The organism is Marinagarivorans cellulosilyticus, assembly GCF_021655555.1.
Classification (GTDB): domain Bacteria; phylum Pseudomonadota; class Gammaproteobacteria; order Pseudomonadales; family Cellvibrionaceae; genus Marinagarivorans; species Marinagarivorans cellulosilyticus.
In genome coordinates, this window is record NZ_AP023086.1 from 1,443,279 (window position 1) to 1,460,074 (window position 16,796).

18 protein-coding genes are annotated in these 16,796 nt (G+C 47.7%); 14 read left to right on the forward strand and 4 right to left on the reverse strand.

Going from position 1 to position 16,796, the window contains the following annotated elements:
• Positions 1-50: 50 nt before the first annotated feature.
• Entirely contained in the window at positions 51-629 is a 579-nt protein-coding gene (locus MARGE09_RS05785; protein WP_236986401.1) for a tRNA-(ms[2]io[6]A)-hydroxylase, read from the reverse strand.
• Between the two features lie 154 nt (positions 630-783).
• Here MARGE09_RS05785 and fabV point away from each other — a divergent pair, with 154 nt between their 5' ends.
• The 8 genes from fabV to MARGE09_RS05825 all read left to right on the forward strand — a co-directional run bounded on the left by fabV (position 784) and on the right by MARGE09_RS05825 (position 7,990).
• A complete protein-coding gene (fabV, locus tag MARGE09_RS05790; protein ID WP_236986402.1) occupies positions 784-1,971 on the forward strand; it encodes an enoyl-ACP reductase FabV in 1,188 nt (395 codons plus the stop codon).
• Between the two features lie 15 nt (positions 1,972-1,986).
• Positions 1,987-2,940 (forward strand): LpxL/LpxP family Kdo(2)-lipid IV(A) lauroyl/palmitoleoyl acyltransferase, encoded by a 954-nt coding sequence (gene lpxL / locus MARGE09_RS05795; protein ID WP_236986403.1) that lies wholly within the window; start codon positions 1,987-1,989, stop codon positions 2,938-2,940.
• 104 nt (positions 2,941-3,044) lie between these two features.
• On the forward strand, positions 3,045-3,920 hold the full coding sequence (gene dapA, locus MARGE09_RS05800; protein ID WP_236986404.1) for a 4-hydroxy-tetrahydrodipicolinate synthase: 876 nt from the start codon (positions 3,045-3,047) through the stop codon (positions 3,918-3,920).
• Between the two features lie 65 nt (positions 3,921-3,985).
• A complete protein-coding gene (gene bamC / locus MARGE09_RS05805; RefSeq protein WP_236986405.1) occupies positions 3,986-5,125 on the forward strand; it encodes an outer membrane protein assembly factor BamC in 1,140 nt (379 codons plus the stop codon).
• Positions 5,126-5,195: 70 nt separating this feature from the next.
• Entirely contained in the window at positions 5,196-5,957 is a 762-nt protein-coding gene (locus MARGE09_RS05810) for an MBL fold metallo-hydrolase (protein WP_236986406.1), read from the forward strand.
• 93 nt (positions 5,958-6,050) lie between these two features.
• On the forward strand, positions 6,051-6,320 hold the full coding sequence (locus MARGE09_RS05815) for a PilZ domain-containing protein (RefSeq protein ID WP_236986407.1): 270 nt from the start codon (positions 6,051-6,053) through the stop codon (positions 6,318-6,320).
• 145 nt (positions 6,321-6,465) lie between these two features.
• On the forward strand, positions 6,466-7,116 hold the full coding sequence (locus MARGE09_RS05820; RefSeq protein ID WP_236986408.1) for a YiaD family glycine zipper/OmpA-like lipoprotein: 651 nt from the start codon (positions 6,466-6,468) through the stop codon (positions 7,114-7,116).
• Positions 7,117-7,297: 181 nt separating this feature from the next.
• Complete coding sequence (locus tag MARGE09_RS05825; protein ID WP_236987326.1) at positions 7,298-7,990, forward strand: MlaA family lipoprotein; 693 nt, start codon at positions 7,298-7,300, stop codon at positions 7,988-7,990.
• Positions 7,991-7,999: 9 nt separating this feature from the next.
• Here MARGE09_RS05825 and MARGE09_RS05830 read toward each other — a convergent pair whose 3' ends face one another.
• A complete protein-coding gene (locus MARGE09_RS05830) occupies positions 8,000-8,350 on the reverse strand; it encodes a PilZ domain-containing protein (protein WP_236986409.1) in 351 nt (116 codons plus the stop codon).
• 321 nt (positions 8,351-8,671) lie between these two features.
• On the opposite strand from MARGE09_RS05830, the gene MARGE09_RS05835 reads away from it, so the two are divergent.
• From MARGE09_RS05835 to MARGE09_RS05860, 6 genes are all read left to right on the forward strand, one after another.
• On the forward strand, positions 8,672-9,889 hold the full coding sequence (locus MARGE09_RS05835; RefSeq protein ID WP_236986410.1) for a PP2C family protein-serine/threonine phosphatase: 1,218 nt from the start codon (positions 8,672-8,674) through the stop codon (positions 9,887-9,889).
• Positions 9,890-9,896: 7 nt separating this feature from the next.
• On the forward strand, positions 9,897-10,376 hold the full coding sequence (locus MARGE09_RS05840) for an STAS domain-containing protein (RefSeq protein WP_236986411.1): 480 nt from the start codon (positions 9,897-9,899) through the stop codon (positions 10,374-10,376).
• Between the two features lie 124 nt (positions 10,377-10,500).
• Complete coding sequence (locus tag MARGE09_RS05845; protein WP_236986412.1) at positions 10,501-11,805, forward strand: GGDEF domain-containing protein; 1,305 nt, start codon at positions 10,501-10,503, stop codon at positions 11,803-11,805.
• Positions 11,806-11,822: 17 nt separating this feature from the next.
• Complete coding sequence (locus tag MARGE09_RS05850; protein WP_236986413.1) at positions 11,823-12,035, forward strand: hypothetical protein; 213 nt, start codon at positions 11,823-11,825, stop codon at positions 12,033-12,035.
• A gap of 86 nt (positions 12,036-12,121) precedes the next feature.
• Positions 12,122-14,689: a serine/threonine-protein kinase gene (locus tag MARGE09_RS05855; protein ID WP_236986414.1), complete on the forward strand. Its 2,568-nt coding sequence runs from the start codon at positions 12,122-12,124 to the stop codon at positions 14,687-14,689.
• Between the two features lie 52 nt (positions 14,690-14,741).
• Positions 14,742-15,107: an FHA domain-containing protein gene (locus tag MARGE09_RS05860; protein ID WP_236986415.1), complete on the forward strand. Its 366-nt coding sequence runs from the start codon at positions 14,742-14,744 to the stop codon at positions 15,105-15,107.
• 54 nt (positions 15,108-15,161) lie between these two features.
• Here the strand turns inward: MARGE09_RS05860 and MARGE09_RS05865 are convergent, their stop codons facing one another.
• Positions 15,162-15,944: a putative glycoside hydrolase gene (locus MARGE09_RS05865; RefSeq protein WP_236986416.1), complete on the reverse strand. Its 783-nt coding sequence runs from the start codon at positions 15,942-15,944 to the stop codon at positions 15,162-15,164.
• A 62-nt stretch (positions 15,945-16,006) separates the two neighbouring features.
• Positions 16,007-16,777: an arylesterase gene (locus tag MARGE09_RS05870; protein ID WP_236986417.1), complete on the reverse strand. Its 771-nt coding sequence runs from the start codon at positions 16,775-16,777 to the stop codon at positions 16,007-16,009.
• Between the last annotated feature and the right edge of the window lie 19 nt (positions 16,778-16,796).

Consider the following 16,796-nt stretch of genomic DNA (forward strand, 5'->3'; position numbering starts at 1 on the left):
CCCTCCACTGCGAGGGCATTTTTGTGTTGGTTCAGCTGCGGTTTCTAGGTTTAATGCAGCTGCGCAAGAATAGGCAGTGTTTTCATAATGTCAGCTTCGGCGTTTAGCAATTCTTGCAGGCGCGGCTCAATTTGTTCCGGTTGAAAGTATTCGTAGGCCAAGGTTAGGAATAAATCATCGTGTCGGCGCTCGGACTCGGTAATCGCTAGGTAGAATTTTTTGAGGTCGCCGGCGGGTAAGGCTTCGGCAATTAAGCCAAAGCGCTCGCAGCCTCGCGCTTCAACAATGCTGCCAACCAGCAGGCGGTCCAAAAAGTACACATCGGTGCCTTTGCGCATTAATTGGCGAAAAGCATTGATGTATTCGTCTTTGGTGTCGGCGGCCAGCATGAGCCCGCGCTGATGAATAAGCTTAACTACATCGCGAAAGTGAACCATTTCTTCGATGGCGAGGTCACTCATAGCCTCGACCAGTTTAGCTTTATCGGGGTAGTGGCTCAGCATAGATACTGCCATCCCGCTGGCCTTTTTTTCAGCGGCGGCGTGATCAATAAGAAACGCATCAAAATCATTTAAGACGGTATCTATCCAGGCTTGGGGGGTGGCGTATTTTAGGGTATAGCGGGTCATAACTGGTGGGCTCGTTGAGTGCAGTGGCAAAATCAGCGCAGCATTATAGCGGCTGATATATAATGCCGTCGCTTTTAGATTGGTTTGCGGTTGTGAGTGTCGCCAGCAAACCTCCCAATGTGTCTTGCAAACGTATTAAGTTTTGGAAATAACTATGATCATTAAACCGAAAGTCCGTGGATTTATCTGTATTAATGCGCACCCAGCGGGTTGTGCGGCTAACGTTCAATCGCAGATAGATTTTATTAAAGCTCAGGGGTCAATAGGTTCTACACCTAAAAACGTTTTAGTGATTGGTTCTTCAACGGGGTACGGTTTGGCGTCGCGGATCACTGCCGCTTTTGGCTCTGGTGCTAAAACCTTGGGTATTTGTTTTGAAAAGCCTGCCACCGAGCGCAAGACCGGTTCTGCTGGTTACTACAATGCGGTAGCGTTTGATAAAGCCGCTGAAGAAGCTGGCCTTTATGCCAAAACCATTAATGGCGATGCTTTTTCTAACGAAATTAAAGCCGCTACCATTGAACAAATCAAAGCGGATATGGGCAAGATTGATCTTGTGGTTTATAGCTTGGCATCGCCGCGCCGTACCGACCCTAACACGGGTGAAACTTATAATTCTGTATTAAAGCCTATTGGCGCTAGTTACACCTCTAAAAACCTGAATACAGACACCCTAAAAATTGCGGATATTACGATTGACCCAGCATCTGAAGAAGAGATCGCCAACACCGTTAAGGTGATGGGTGGTGAAGACTGGGAAATGTGGATTGATGCCCTGCAAGGCGCAGACGTTCTTGCCGAAGGTTGTAAAACAGTGGCTTATACCTATTTGGGTGACAAGCTAACATGGCCCATATACGGTAAGGCTACTATTGGTAAGGCAAAAGAAGATCTTGACCGTGCCGCGGCTGCTTTAAATGAAAAGCTTGCTAGTCTTTCGGGGCAAGCAAACGTGGCTGTCTTAAAAGCATTGGTAACGCAGGCGAGCTCTGCGATTCCGGTTATGCCTTTGTACTTGTCTATTTTGTATCGGGTCATGAAAGAAGAGGGCACGCACGAAGGTTGTATCGAGCAAGCTTATAGGCTCTTTACTGAGGGGCTGTATGCTTCAACGCCCAGGCTTGATGATGTAAACCGCCTGCGCATGGATAACCTAGAGCTGCAGCCAGAAACGCAAGCGAAAGTGGAAAAGCTTTGGGAAGAGGTGACCGAGGAAAATCTTCTCGAGTTAACCGATTTTAAAGGCCACCATGAAGCCTTTTTAAATCTTTTTGGCTTTGAAGCTAATGGCGTCGATTATGACGCTGATATTAGCCCATTAGTTGAAGATTCTTTTCTGTAAGTTGAGCCTGTAAATATGTCGCGCCCTGTTTTTCGTGCCGCGTTATTGGCTCCTCGATATTGGCTGACATGGTTTGGCTTTGTACTTTGGTGGCTAATTACGCAGCTTTTGCCCTATCGCCTTCAAATGTTTTTAGGTCGCTTGGTGGGCAGGCTGGTCGGGCGCTTAGCCAAACGTCGAACCGCGATCGCCCAGCGCAATTTAGAGTTATGCTTCCCGAATTTAAATGAAAAGGAGCAAGCAGCTTTATTGTGCCGGCACATGGAAGCGATAGGTATTGGTATGTTCGAGCTGGGTATCGCGTGGTTTTGGCCGCGCTGGCGGCTCGAAAAACTGGTGACCTACGAAGGTTTAGAGCACGTAATACAGGCAGAAAAAGACGGCGTTGGCGTTTTGTTGATGGGAATGCACTTTACACACTTAGATTGTGGTGGCATTTTTTCAACATTGGCACTGCGCTTAGATGGAAGTTATCGCCAACACGCAAACCCTGTATATGACTGGATCCAGCGCAGTTCTCGCGAGCGCTTTAACCGAGATAACATGGTTATTGAGCGGCGCGATGTCCGTACGATGGTTCGACAATTAAAAAAAGGCCGCGCAATTTGGTACGCACCGGATCAAGATTACGGCGCAGGGCACAGTATTTTTGTTCCTTTTTTTGGTGTAAATGCGGCGACAATTACGGCTACTTCCCAATTGGCAAGAATGGGTAAAGCCAAGGTTATCCCTTTTACCTGCCTTAGAAAACCTGAGGGTGGATACATTTATAAAGTGTCGCCCCCGTTGATCGACTTCCCCAGCGGAGATGTTGAAGCCGATACGTTGCAGATTAACCATGTTGTGGAGCAGGCTGTGTTACAAGCTCCAGAGCAGTACTTATGGGTTCACCGCCGGTTCAAAACGCGACCCGAGGGTGAGCAAGATCTGTATGAACAAGCTGGAATTGCACCGGGCAAGCGGCAGTAGCGCAGCTTTTTTGAACGCTTAGCTTGTCACCACATGGGGCCGTTAGTAAGATGGCGCCCCTTTTTGATTATTCTAATTACGCATTTGATACGTTGGAGATAAACATGTTTCGAGGCAGCATGGTGGCGTTAGTCACGCCCATGAAAGCTGATACATCAATCGATTGGCAAGCGCTGCACGATTTGGTGGACTGGCATCTCGAGCAAGGCACGCATGCCATTGTTGCGGTGGGCACAACGGGTGAGTCGCCAACGCTGGCGGTAGACGAGCACATTGATGTTGTTCGTCGTGTTGTGGATCAGGTGGCGGGCCATATTCCTGTAATTGCTGGCACTGGCGCTAACTCAACCGCTGAAGCAATTGAGCTAACGCAAGCGGCTAAAGATGTCCACGTTGATGCTTGTTTACTCGTTACGCCTTACTACAACAAGCCGTCTCAGGATGGTTTGTATCTGCACTTTAAGGCGGTAGCGGATGCCGTTGCGATACCGCAATTGCTCTATAACGTACCGGCTCGTACAGCGGTAGATTTAAAGCCGCAAACCGTCGGCCGTTTATCGCGATTACCTAATATTGTAGGTATTAAAGAGGCTACGGGTGATTTAGCGCGTTTAACCCACCTAAAGCCGCTGGTTTCCCAAGGTTTCAATTTGCTGTCTGGCGATGACGAAACCGCATTTGATTTTTTGAAGCATGGTGGGCACGGTGAAATTTCCGTTACGGCTAATGTAGCGCCTGCACAAATGGCTAAAATGTGTGATTTGATCACCGAGGGTGAACTTGAGGCGGCAAAAAGCATCCATGATGCCCTGATGCCTTTGCATAAATCATTATTTGTCGAGGCAAACCCAGTGCCTGTTAAGTGGGTGTTGGAGCAAATGGGGCGCTGTGGCGGAACACTTCGATTGCCCATGACGCCGCTTGATAGCAAGTTTCATAAGCAATTGCGCGATGCTATGCAGCGCTGCAATTTGGTCTAAGGTATTTGATTGCTCGAGGCTGTAATGCCTCAAACAATGCCTACATTTTGGTGAGAAGGGTTTTAGTGAATAAACAAATTGTACGAAGCACACTCTTGTTTGTTGCGATGAGTGGAATGGTTGGTTGCGGTATGTTTGCGGATCGCAGCACTCAGTACAAAGAAGCCGGCGTAATGGAAACCATGAAAATCCCCGAGGGGATCGAAGCGGCGCCACTGGAGTCTGCTTTTCATGTGCCCCAAATCGAAGTTAACGAATTCGATTATATTGATGAAGACGAAAAGCTTGTTATTCCACGCCCAGCACCAATGAGTCAGGACTCTGAGTTCGCACGCGTTAAAATCCAAAAAGTCGGCGAGCGCCGCTGGGTGTTGGCCGAGGCGCCAACCAGCCAAGTTTGGCCTTTGGTGCAAAGCTTTTTGGCTCGCAATGGCATTATTGTGGCCAAGGCGCGCCCTTCTGACGGTGAAATAGAAACTGGCTGGCTAAACTTTAAGGTTGATGCCGATACTAAAAGTCGCTATCGCATTCGCATTGAAAAAGGTGTACGTGAAGAGTCATCTGAAATCCATGTGTTGCACCAGCAGTCGGCAATGAGTTCCGATGTTGCTGTGTGGCCCGTTAAATCCTCAGAAGCTGAGCGAGAAGCTTGGATGCTTGATGAGCTGGCTGTTAGTGTAGCGCAAGGTATTAGTAACCGCGCAGCCTCTTTGCTGGGGCAGTCTGTCGGCGGTGACGAAAAAATTGTACTGCGCCGGGAAGGCGATGAGCCCGTTCTTGATATTCGCTTAGACAAAGAGCGTACCCATGCGACTTTGGCGCACGCACTAACCAAAGAGGGGTTATTTCTTTGGAAAGACGATACCGAGCGCGGGCTTTGTTACTTTGCTTACGATGATCCCTCGGATGAGCCTGGCTGGTGGGACAAAATAACCTTTAACGGTAATGATGATGTTCCAGCCGTGCCGCCGGTAGCACTAGATGCACTATTGAGCACATTGGCGCCCAGTGCTGAAACGCTATTTGGCGATTTAACTCAGGCGATGTTTGTGGAGCCTACAGGTAAGCCATCTTTGGGTTATTTGCTACGCGTAAAGCAAAACGGTACAGCGATGACGGTTTATATTCGTAATACGCGTGGTGAGAAATTGCCGTTTCGCGAAGCGAAGCGGTTAATGATTGTTTTGCGAAGAAACCTTATTTAAGTGATGTACGTAATTTAATACTTTAATCAAAAGGGCTGTTAGGCCCTTTTTTTATGCTCTAGGCGGTAATATGCGCTTTGCCTCTGTTGGTAGTGGTAGTGATGGTAATGCTTTATTAGTGGCAGCCGGTAGCGCCTTAATTTTAGTGGATTGTGGTTTTTCTCTTAAAGAGTTAACCGCTCGGATGCGTGCGGTGGCGTTAACTCCTGCGGATATTACCGCGGTGTTGGTTACCCATGAGCACGCTGACCATATTCGCGGTGTTGGTCCTTTAGTGCGCCGCCATCATGTACCGGTTTATATGACGCAAGGCACCGCGTCTAGTCGAACATTGGGGCGAATGCCGGCGGTGAATTTTATTGCTGGTGGCGATGTACTGAGTCTTGGTGGCATAGATGTTCAAGTGCACACTGTCCCCCACGATGCGCGCGAGCCTGTGCAATTTACCTTTGCGAGTCACTGTGGCAAACGCTTAGGTCTACTTACCGACGTGGGCAATATTCCCGATGAGCTTGCAGTGCATTATCACGACTTACATGCCCTTGTGCTGGAGGCAAATCACGAACCGGAAATGCTGGCCAGAGGGCCTTACCCAGCAAGCTTAAAGCAGCGGGTCGGTGGTTTTTGGGGGCACTTGAGTAACCAGCAGTGCGCATCTTTAGTGGAACAAATCAACATGGATGTGATTCAGCACTTAGTCATTGCGCATATTAGCCAAAAAAACAACTCCGCCGCGCACGTCGAGCGCGCGCTGGAGCATATCCCAAACGTAAAGTCACGTTTAACGCTTGCGTGTCAAGAGCGCGGATTTGATTGGCTGCAGATAGCGTAGCGACAGGAAAATTGCGTGCTAAGCTTAGTGATATAACCTTGCCCAGCAATACCGTTGGGTTTACGTATTACTTGAGCGTTTAGGAGCAATTTTATGGAAGAGCGTCGCCGTTTTGCGCGGACATCTGCGATTATTCGTGTAGAGCTTACAAATCCGGCGTTTGGTACGTTAATCGGAAGTACGCGTGATATCTCGGATGGCGGTGCCTTAGTTATGGTCGATAACGAGCTAGTGCCGCCTGTGGGCACAGTTGTTGATGTTGTATTTAAAAAAGTAGTTGGGCCGGTTAATGCCCAGCCCGTAGCGATGAAAGTCATGCATACGCATAAAAATACGCTTGGATTAATGTTTCTAGCACGTTGAAAAACTCCCCCCTAGATTGAACAATATTCAGGAAAGATTCACTCAGTCAGTGTAGAGTTACGCACCTGTACCATTGTTGTGCCGTGAGTATTTTGCGGTTACATTCAGACACCCAAATATTATTTAAAGCATCGAGGAAAATTTTATGCGTCGTTTAGGTATAGCTGTATTGGCCTTTTCTTTGTCAGCATGTACAACGTTGGATCCATATACTGGCGAAAAAGGTGTAGGTAACTCAGCGAAAGGGGCTGGTATTGGCGCTATTGCCGGAGCCGCTATTGGCGCTGCGACAGCGAGCAAAAATGACCGTGATAAAGCTATTTTAACCGGTGCGGCATTAGGTGCTGCTGCCGGTGGTGGCATTGGTTATTACATGGATAAGCAAGAAAAAGCCTTACGCGATAAATTGGCTGGCTCTGGTGTTCAGGTTCAGCGTGAAGGCGATAACCTGCGTTTGATTATGCCGGGTAACATTACCTTTCAAACCGATAGCGCTCAAATTCGCGGTAATTTCTACGATGTGCTCGACTCCGTATCATTGGTGCTAAAAGAATTCAAAGACACGTCTATTTTGGTGGCTGGCCACACCGATTCAGTCGGTAACGACAATTACAACCAGGGTTTAAGTGAGCGTCGTGCCTATAGCGTTAAAAACTATTTGTCGTCTGCAGGTATTCCGTCTGGCCGCGTTCAGGCTGTTGGCTTTGGTGAGCGTCACCCAGTAGCCAGCAATAGCACAGATGCAGGGCGCGAGCAGAATCGCCGTGTTGAGTTAGAGCTAGAACCTTTACGCTAGTTTTTTGGGTCGCTGCCTTGGCAGCCCATTCTGATTTTTGGTAAAACCCTCCGGCCAGTGGCCTGAGGGTTTTTTTACGGTTGTAGATAGCTTCTTTTTTGATGTGATACGAGTAGAATGGTGGCACAGAAAAAGTGTGGGAAATAGTTACATGCAAAAGATGGTAGGAGCCGTAGTGGCAATGCTTGCTGCGGCAATGTTGGCTGGGTGCTCCAGCACGCCAGCGGCAAATGGAAATGACCCGTGGGAAGCGCCGAATCGTGCAGTGTTCAAATTTAATGATTCCCTCGATACTTGGGTCGCAAAGCCTGTTGCGAAGGGGTATCGCTTCGTATCCCCGAGTTTTGTCGAGACTGGTGTCGATAACTTTTTCGACAATATGGGTGAAGTTTCTAATGTCTTGAATGACTTGCTCCAAGCGAAGTGGGGACAGGCAGGGCATGATAGTGCTCGTTTGTTACTCAATACATTTGCGGGTTTGGCAGGCTTAGTGGATGTTGCGGCAGAGGTTGGGCTAGAAAAAAGTCAGGGCGAGGACTTTGGTCAAACGTTGCAAGTATGGGGCGTTCCTAGTGGCCCTTATGTGGTTTTGCCCATATTTGGGCCATCGACCTTAACAGATGCTGCCGCTTCACCCGTTGATTGGTTTACCTATCCGCGTACTTATATTGCTAGCGACCCCCTGCGTTACGGGGCTACAGTTCTCGATTACACCAATGTGCGAGCGGGTTTACTCGATGCTGAGGGGCTAGTTAGTGGTGATAAGTATCTATTCTTCCGCGAGGCGTATTTACAGAATCGAGAGTTTTTAGTGAAAGATGGCGCCATAAAAGATGATTTTGGTGGTGATCTCGACGACTTTGACGATTTTTAGTATTTACTGCTAATACTTTACCGCCACCAGATAATTGTTTTTCGCTTGAATAGCTTGATTGCGTACAACAGCCCCTTTCGAGCTAAAGACAGGGGCGTGCCCGTATTGTGAGTGAATAATAACTTCAATTTCTTCGTTGAGCTCTAGCGCTTGCGCCATCTCGAGCAGCGCTCCACCACCACTTAAATTGTGACAATAACCGACTATCTCATCGCCTGCGGCGTTAATTACCACGGCTTCAGTGTTCACTCTCATTCGAATAAAATCGCGCTTTTCATCGTAGTTGCGTGTACTAAGCTGGGTTGGGCTTGCTGAATGGGTATCGTTACTGATGGCGCTGGCAATAGCTGATTCTGACATGATGCTACCCTTTGAACTGAAACGTTAACGTTATTTACGGTTCAACCTCTCACCTAGAAATATCGCTGCCACAATGTTGGCGTTCTTGGTGTGGTCAAAAGTATAAAGCAAGTTGTGATCCCTTTTGTGTGCAGGGGATAATTCGTGTGTTGAAGTGATGCTTTTGATGCCATTTTAATTGCACCTTAGTGGCTTGCGCCTGCGTACCAGAGGGAGTAGTGTAGGCGCCCTCTGTGGCAGGGGTTTTAACCTGTAAAATGGCTCGGCAATTGTGATGCACTAACAGTCATAAGGTATTCTGATGGAGCATAAGGTTTGTCAATGAATCACGTCTTAAGTGCGAAAGCTGCTGGTAAGACGGTAGTCCTTGTTGATGATGATGTTGCAACGCGCGAGTACTTAGCTACGCATCTTCGTGATTGTGAGCTTACTGTAAAAGAATTTAGCTCCGCGTTGCCCGCAAAAGATTACCTACAAGCAAACTCCGCCCACGTTGTTATTACCGATTTACGCCTGCCTCAATTCAACGGTCTCGATTTACTCCGTACCATCAATGCGTTAAAAACGCCCGTGCCTGTTATTCTTATGTCGGGTATTGGTAATGTTTCTGATGTGGCTCAAGCGCTGCGCTTAGGGGCCGCTGATTACCTTATCAAACCAATACTCGATGTGGATGTTGTTGTGCACTCGGTGAATCGCGCTTTGCAGGTATTGGCTTTACAGCAAGAAAACGATGCCTATAAAGAGCGCCTTGAGCGGGTTAATCAAGAGCTTAAAGAGCATGTGCAATTGCTTGAGCGCGACCAGCAGGCTGCGAAGCAAGTACAGAGTAACCTGCTTCCCATAACGCCGCTGACCTTCAGCGGTATTGAACTAAGTCATCGCATAGTGCCCTCGCTGTATTTGAGTGGTGACTTTGTAGATTACGGCTACTTACACCGCCGTTATGTGGCTTTTTACCTTACCGATGTCTCCGGGCATGGCGCCTCATCGGCGTTTGTTACTGTGTGGTTAAAGCAATTGGTGCGCCGCTTGTTTCGTGAGCGCCAGATGTTTAATACCGAAGAGGGGTTCAATACCGCACCGGCAGAGCTGCTTGATGTGGTTAATCGCGAGCTGATGCAGTCGCGTTTTTTCTCCCACCTTACTTGCGTTGTTGGCGTCATAGATACTCAAACCCTAGAGATGTGCTATGTATTAGCTGGGCATCTACCGCTTCCTATTATTATTTCACCCGATGGTAAGGCTAGGTACCTAGAGGGTAAAGGCAAGCCTGTGGGCCTGTTCGAGGATGCAAGTTGGACGGTCAATAAGGTGCAGCTGGAAGAGGGGTTTCAGCTTGTCATGTTCTCTGATGGGATTTTGGAGACGCTGCCCCAAGAAGATTTGATTGATCGCGAAAAAGTATTACTAGATGCTATGCAAGGCGCGACGTCAAAATTGACATTAAATGAAATAGCGACGAGATTGCAGCTAGACTGTAATCAAGAGGCTCCAGACGATATAGCCATGGTTTTGATTAAGCAGTTGTTGGTGTAATGGGCGAATGGTAGGGCAGATTTCAGTAGCAAGCGATGCGGGGACCTATGCCATCCGAATGACAGGGGATGTGCGTATGGTGTTGTGCCTGTCTTTCGATAAGTTTATTCGCTCTATGTTTGCGGACCCTCAGTTCGACTCGGTTGTTTTCGACTTAAGTGCGGCAGAAGCGGTTGATAGCACAACGCTAGGCTTGATGGCGAAAATTGCCTTGCAGTGCCGCAAGGTGGGTACGCCTAAGCCCGTATTGGTGGCCCAAGCCTCTGGCATGATACGTTTGCTCGAAACAATGGGCTTTGAAGATATATTTGTTATTACGCGTGGTGTTGAACCGAGCATGGACAATGCTGAGCGTCTAGACTGTGAAGAGGGCTCAGAGGAAAATTTCAAAAAGCGGGTTGTGGATGCACATAAAGTGCTGATGTCTTTGAACGAGCACAACCAGCAAGCGTTTAAGGAGCTTGTGGAAACACTCGAGAAGAAGTAATCGCAGCATGCTGCGAACGTGAATTAGCGGTAATATGTGGTTAACGGGCTATCCACTGCTTATGTGTATGCCTTTAATATTACTTAGGTATGCATCAAGCTTAATCAGATAATAAAGAAGAGATATGCTCAGCTTGCTACTGAAAACCGAAAAAAAAATCCTTGCTCTCGTTATTGTGACGGTACTAGCGATTGTCTTGCGGCCTTGGGTATTAGTCTCCAACCACGTGATCGATCCGCGCGATGACCATACTCGCCGTATCTATGATGATGTGTTAAATGGTGGCTTTAGTGAAGTCCACTGGGTTGATCAGCCAAACGAGCAGTGGAAGTGCATTATTAAAGGCGGCTACGAATACCCTTTTTGCGGCTACGAAATGTACCTTAATAATAGCTTTGTTGAAGGTGTAGACCTGAGTTCGTACCGTTCTATGCGTTTGTTACTGGATTACGACGGCCCAGCTAAAACGGTAAGGGTGTACTTACGTAATTATGACTCAGCCTACAGCCGAGACGACGATTTAAAATCCACTAAATACAATACTATCGAGTTTGAAAAAGAGCTGTTAGAAGAAGATGGTTATTTAGAAATCAGTTTGTCAGACTTCTCTGTTGCGGATTGGTGGTTGCAAATGCACAGCATACCGCTTAGGCATTCGTATTCAGACTTTAAAAATATCGTCATTATCGAAATTCAAACAGGTTCGGGCTTAAATCCTGGCGAGCATAATTTTCAGCTTAAAGGCATTGAGTTTAAGCGCGAAATTATTTCGGCTGAGAGCTGGTACTTGTTAATCATTCTATGTTGGATCGCGGCAATATTGGGCTTTTTGGTTTTTAGAGTATTTAGTTTGAAAAAAGAGCTAATGACCCAGCAGCGAAAAGAGAGTGAGCTAACTCAGCTAAATACCTTGCTGGACAAACAAGCCAAAAATATGGAAGTTAGAGCGAAGCGCGACCCACTTACTGGTGCGTTTAATCGTGAAGGGGTGGAGGAATCGCTTGTTGAGGCTTTAAACGAGTGGCATGTTAGCGCTAAGCGTTTATCGATTGTGTTATTAGATCTAGACCACTTCAAGCAAATGAACGATACCCATGGCCATGCAGCGGGCGATAAAGTCTTAGTCGAACTATCGACACTTATCACCAGTAATATTCGGTCCAGCGATCGTTTTGCGCGTTGGGGCGGGGAAGAGTTTTTATTAGTGTGCCGCGATAGTGAGTTGTCTGAAACCACTTCATTAGCAGAAAAGCTGCGGGTATTAATTGAGAACTATCAGTTTCATAGTAGTACCCAAGTTACCGCTAGCTTTGGTGTGGCATCGATCAATGTCGACGAGAACTTAGAAGGTTTATTTAAGCGCGCCGACGAAGCGCTTTACGAGGCGAAGCGAACCAGTCGCAATCGCGTTGTAGCTTCTGAGGGATAACATCGGTTGAGGTGTGTATGCGGTTACTATTGCCATTAGTAAGTTTTTGGTTTGCACTTGTCTGTTTAACCGGCTGCCAAAGCTTGGCTTACAATGCGCTGCAAGAAAGCGAGCGCTCAAAGTGCTTGGAGTCTACTCAAGGGGCTGCGCTGGATGAATGCCTTCAGCGACAAGAGACCAGCTTCCATGATTTCAAAAATCAGCGTGAGCAAAGTTTAGAAGAGCGATAACCACTTTCTAGCACTTTTGTGACTGCCCTACTTGGGCTTCGCTGCGCAGTTTGGTACCTTAACCGGATTTAGGTTGGCAGTTTTACATGGGTTTAGGTTCGCGCATTATTAATCGCTTGATTGGTCCCAATTTGCTGATTGTGGCTTTTGTTTGTGTATTAATGAGTGCGTTACCACTGCCTAGCTGGCTGCAAAGCTTCAATGAGCAAGTGGACCGCCTACTTTTAAGTGCAGCTATCGATTTTGTCGATTTACCGTCCCCGCAAACCCCCATCACTGTTATTCACGTACCCGATGTCGAATATGAGGCATGGCTGTCTGATATTGCCGGTGCCGATGCATTGCTTAAGCTCATAGAAAGCGCTGCTGCAACGCCGTCGGATACAAATGCTAACGATGCCTCTGTCGAAAGTGCGGCGATTGCAGAAGGTACGGAGCCGCTAAATGTTCCGGTTCGCTCTGCCGCTGTGCAGCCGTTAGTGCTTGGTCTTATTGCCGAGGAGCCGCTCTCGTTTATACAGGGGCGCGCAGAAAAGCTATTGGGTGTATGGGCTGAAAAAGATAAGGTTAATCCTGCTGAATTTCGCTCGGCTATAAGGGCGGTGACCACCGACCGTGATCGATTAATGGCCACTTTGCGCGAGCGTGCTGTGGTGGGCATGGCCGGTCGAATATCTCGCCATGGCGAAAATGTATCGGTAGAGTCTGGTGTTATTGCAGAAGGTCGATTACCCCATCAGTTGTCAGAGCATGTATGGCCTTTGCGGGCGTCCTCCGGTGTGCCAGCTGATTCAGCGGCTACGTTTTTTTCGGCACCTATCGAGCATTTACTACTTCCAGCGGTCAGCGATATTGGTCAGCCATTAGTGGTCGAGTTAAATGGCGAACTGCGTGAATCGTTTGTTTTGCGCTTATTGCGCAAGGGAGATCAGTTAGCAGCAGCGGTCGCTGATCTCAAACCTTTGCCTGTGTGGCGACAAGGTTATGCTATTGAAACTGGCTCAGCGTTAGGGCGTGAGCTTGCTGTTAGTTACGATGGTTCGGTAATTCCTTTATATGGTGATGTTGGGATTAATGCACCTACGGTGCAGTTAACGCTAGCGGCGGCACAGCGCTCGCCGGCGTTGACGGGATGGGTTTTGTTGGGGCGCAACGATAGCGAAGCGTTACGCGCTACAGCCCAAGTATTGGCAGCCATTGGTGATGGCGCTTACATTACTAAGCCTAACTTTTTTCCACTGCTGAAACTTGCATTACTTACCGCGTTGCTGTTGTGGTCTTTGGTGGTTTTACCACGTGTCAGTACAACGCTCTTTTTAGTTTCTGGCATTGTGATCATTGCAGCTTTTATTGTTGTCCAAGTCTTGCTGCCTAGCTTGTTGGCTTATTGGCTACCCCTAGGCGGCATTATTACGGCAACATTAGTGATTTATAGCCTTAGCGCTATTGCGCGGGTGAAAAAACGCGTGGGGCTTTATCGTGTTAAAGAGGCTCGCCATTGGGCTTTGCAGGCAGCGCAGCTAAATTACCATGCGGGGCGTTACGAGCAGGCATTGCTCGCGATACAGCGCGTTCCTCTAAGTGCGCAAACTATAAAGTGGTACTACCGAATAGCTGATGCACTACTGGAAAACAACGCAGCCAAAAAGGCGCTTCCCGTTTGGCAATTACTGCATAAAAAAGCGCGCAACTTTCGCGACGTAAAGAAAAAAATAAACGCTTGTGAAGTTGCCATATTGCCCATTGAAAAACTCCCCGAAGCGCCGGATAAAACGCAGGTGGTATGTGTAACGGCCAGTATCGAAACTCTTGGGCGTTACCAAGTGCGCAGTGTGCTGGGGCATGGTGGGTCTGGGGTGGTGTATCGGGGGTTCGACCCTGTAATTTCCCGCGATGTTGCATTAAAGACCTTAAACCTCAATGTGTTTAGTTTAGAAAACCAAAGCAAAGTTAAAAACCGTTTTTTAGCGGAAGTGAAAACTATTGGCAAATTATCGCACCCCAATATTGTTGCTGTTTACGATGTTGGGCAGCAAGACCATTGGGCCTACATTGCCATGGATCTTGCGCGCGGCAAACCGCTAACCGAGTACTTAGCGCAAGATCAGTTGTTGCCTATTGCAGAGGTGTATTGGATTGGCTTGAAAGTGGCCGAAGCCCTATCGTTTGCGCACCAGCAAAATGTGGTGCATTGCGATATCAAACCGGGCAATATTATCTACGATCGCGATAATGGCGACGTTAAAGTCACTGACTTCGGTATTGCTAAATGGTTAGACGAGGCGCACACCGAAACCGGTGAGATTATGGGTACCCCTTTGTATATGGCGCCAGAGCAATTGCAGGGGCGCCCAGTAGCGGAGCAAACAGATTTGTTCAGTTTGGGGGCCACGCTTTACCAGCTGTTAACGGGCGAGCCGCCCTTTAGTGGCCGCAGTATTGCCGAAATTCAACAGGCGGTTTTGCACTCGCGGCCTGTTGCAGTGCGCACAATGCGTACGCAGTTACCAGCCAGTGCTGCACGCATTGTTAATCGTGCACTAAAAAAGAAAACCAGTGAGCGTTTTAGTAGCGCATCAGATATGGCATTTACGCTGAATAAAGCCATAATACGTGACTTTAAGGACGAAGCTAAAGACTGGCGATTATTGTAGCCGCGTATGCGGGGTAATACGCTTCCTATTAATAGAATAAAAGGTAATCACTATGCCTGCAGTGCTAGCCCAATTGGTCGATGGTGTGATTGTGCATCGTTTTGAATTAAATTTAGGCTTTACGACAATTGGTCGTAAACCAGATAACGATATTGTGATTCAAGATCCCGCTGTCAGTGGCGCCCATGCCCATATTATTGCTGAGCAAAATAAAGATTTTGTGGATTATATCGATGTATTTGTTGAGGATTTTGGCAGTACTAATGGCACCTTTGTTAATGATTTGCCTGCCGAAAAAAAGCACAAATTAGTGCACAACGATGTCGTACGTATTGGTTTTAATGATTTCAAATTTTTGGATGATGAAAATGCCGATATGACACGCACCATCCATATGGCTTCAACCGACGACATTTAGTAAGTGCCTGTCCTATTGCGCTGAGTTAATGGCCCAGCTTTTTACGTGCAGTCTTTAAAGTGCAACCCAGTCCATAGGGGCTGGAATGGCGGCCTCAAAGGCAATGTTATCTAACTGTATGTGTACGTTTTTTTGTTCGCCGCTGACAGGTTGAATCTCGAACCCCGTATGGACTTGGCTAATATCCAACCCGGCTTTAACTAGCGTAGCTATGGGAATGCTCATGCGTTGCCACTGCCCTTGGTGGCTAGGGTAAACGCCGATAGCGGTGCTTTGGCAGCGATTACCGCAATTTAAGCTGACTTCAAAGCCGTTAATGTTATTGGCAAAATCGACGACGCGAATATCGAAGTTTAAATGCCCATTTTTAAAGGCCGATAAGTCCAACCAGCTGTTTGGAGTGTTGGGGTTTGAATTTGCGCCAGCAGCAATGCCAAAACGTTGATCTGTTTCGCCATTAAAAATAATGTCAATAATATGGTTACGCGCAGAGGGTGTTGAAATTACCTGCCACTGCGTAGTGTCTGCTTGGGTAAATATACGTTCCCATGTTGGGTCGATGCAGTCTTTAAATACCCCACCAATATCATTGTTGCAATGCGCCACGTCTACGTTCAGTGTGCGCTGCCCGTTGCTGAGTGTAATTAGCGTTGCATTGGCGGGGGTTACAAGCTTATTCCCCATAACCTTAGCTTGCTCGCCGCCTATTTGTTGCCAGTGACCCTCTGGAAGAGTCACAGTGGCGTGTGGCACGGTAGCCAGTTGTGGGAGCGTGTCGGCAAAGCTGGCTGTGCATAAGCACAGCAAGCAAACGGCAATTGAGCGGGCAAAGGGCATAAGTTTTAGGCCGGCGTAATAATTAATCCGGCAGCATAGCGTCGCAGTGTGACGATTTTATGTCAGTTAACGCTCGGTGTTTTGTGCGCCTCAATCTGCTGTTGAATTAAGCCTTCAAGCGATTGCCAAATATTGGCTAAAATTTTGTTCTGCGCATCGCGGTTAGGGTGTAAGCCATCAGCTTGCATTAGCGATGGGTTGCCGGCAACGCCTTCGAGCAAAAAAGGCACAAGCGCCGTGTTGTATTGCGTGGCCAGTAATTCAAATTGTTCAAAAAATGGCTCTGTATAACGTTTGCCTAAATTAGGTGGCAATTGAATGCCGGCAAGTAAAACCTGTGCCCCAGTAGCCTGAGTTTGTGTAATTAACGTTGATAAATTGCGCGTAATGAGCCCAAGCGGTTTGCCTTGCAAACCATCGTTAGCGCCGAGCTCTAAAATTACGATGTCAGGTTGCTTTTGGAGTAAGCCTGCCAGCATTTGCAGGCCTGCATCGGTAGTGGCGCCACTCACCGATGCATTCACAACTTTTATATTTGGGTGGCTCGTTGCCAGTTTTTGGCTTAGTAGGTCTGCCCAGCCTTCGTGTTGTTTAAGGCCGTAGCCTGCACTCAAGCTGTCGCCCATAATGCCAATGGTGAGCTCTGCTGGAGCTGTTTTTGCGAGTGTTGTGGGTGAATTAATATCGGCATTGGTAGTCAGAGGTCGCAACACTAATACTAATAATGCTAGCCCCCTCAATAATGTTATTGCTTTGCTGGTTAAGCCACTGCGGGCATTAACACGTAAATCCGCTGAAACTGCGATTAGGTCTGTAGGGGCTACACTATTCATTCATTAAACTCTACGATTG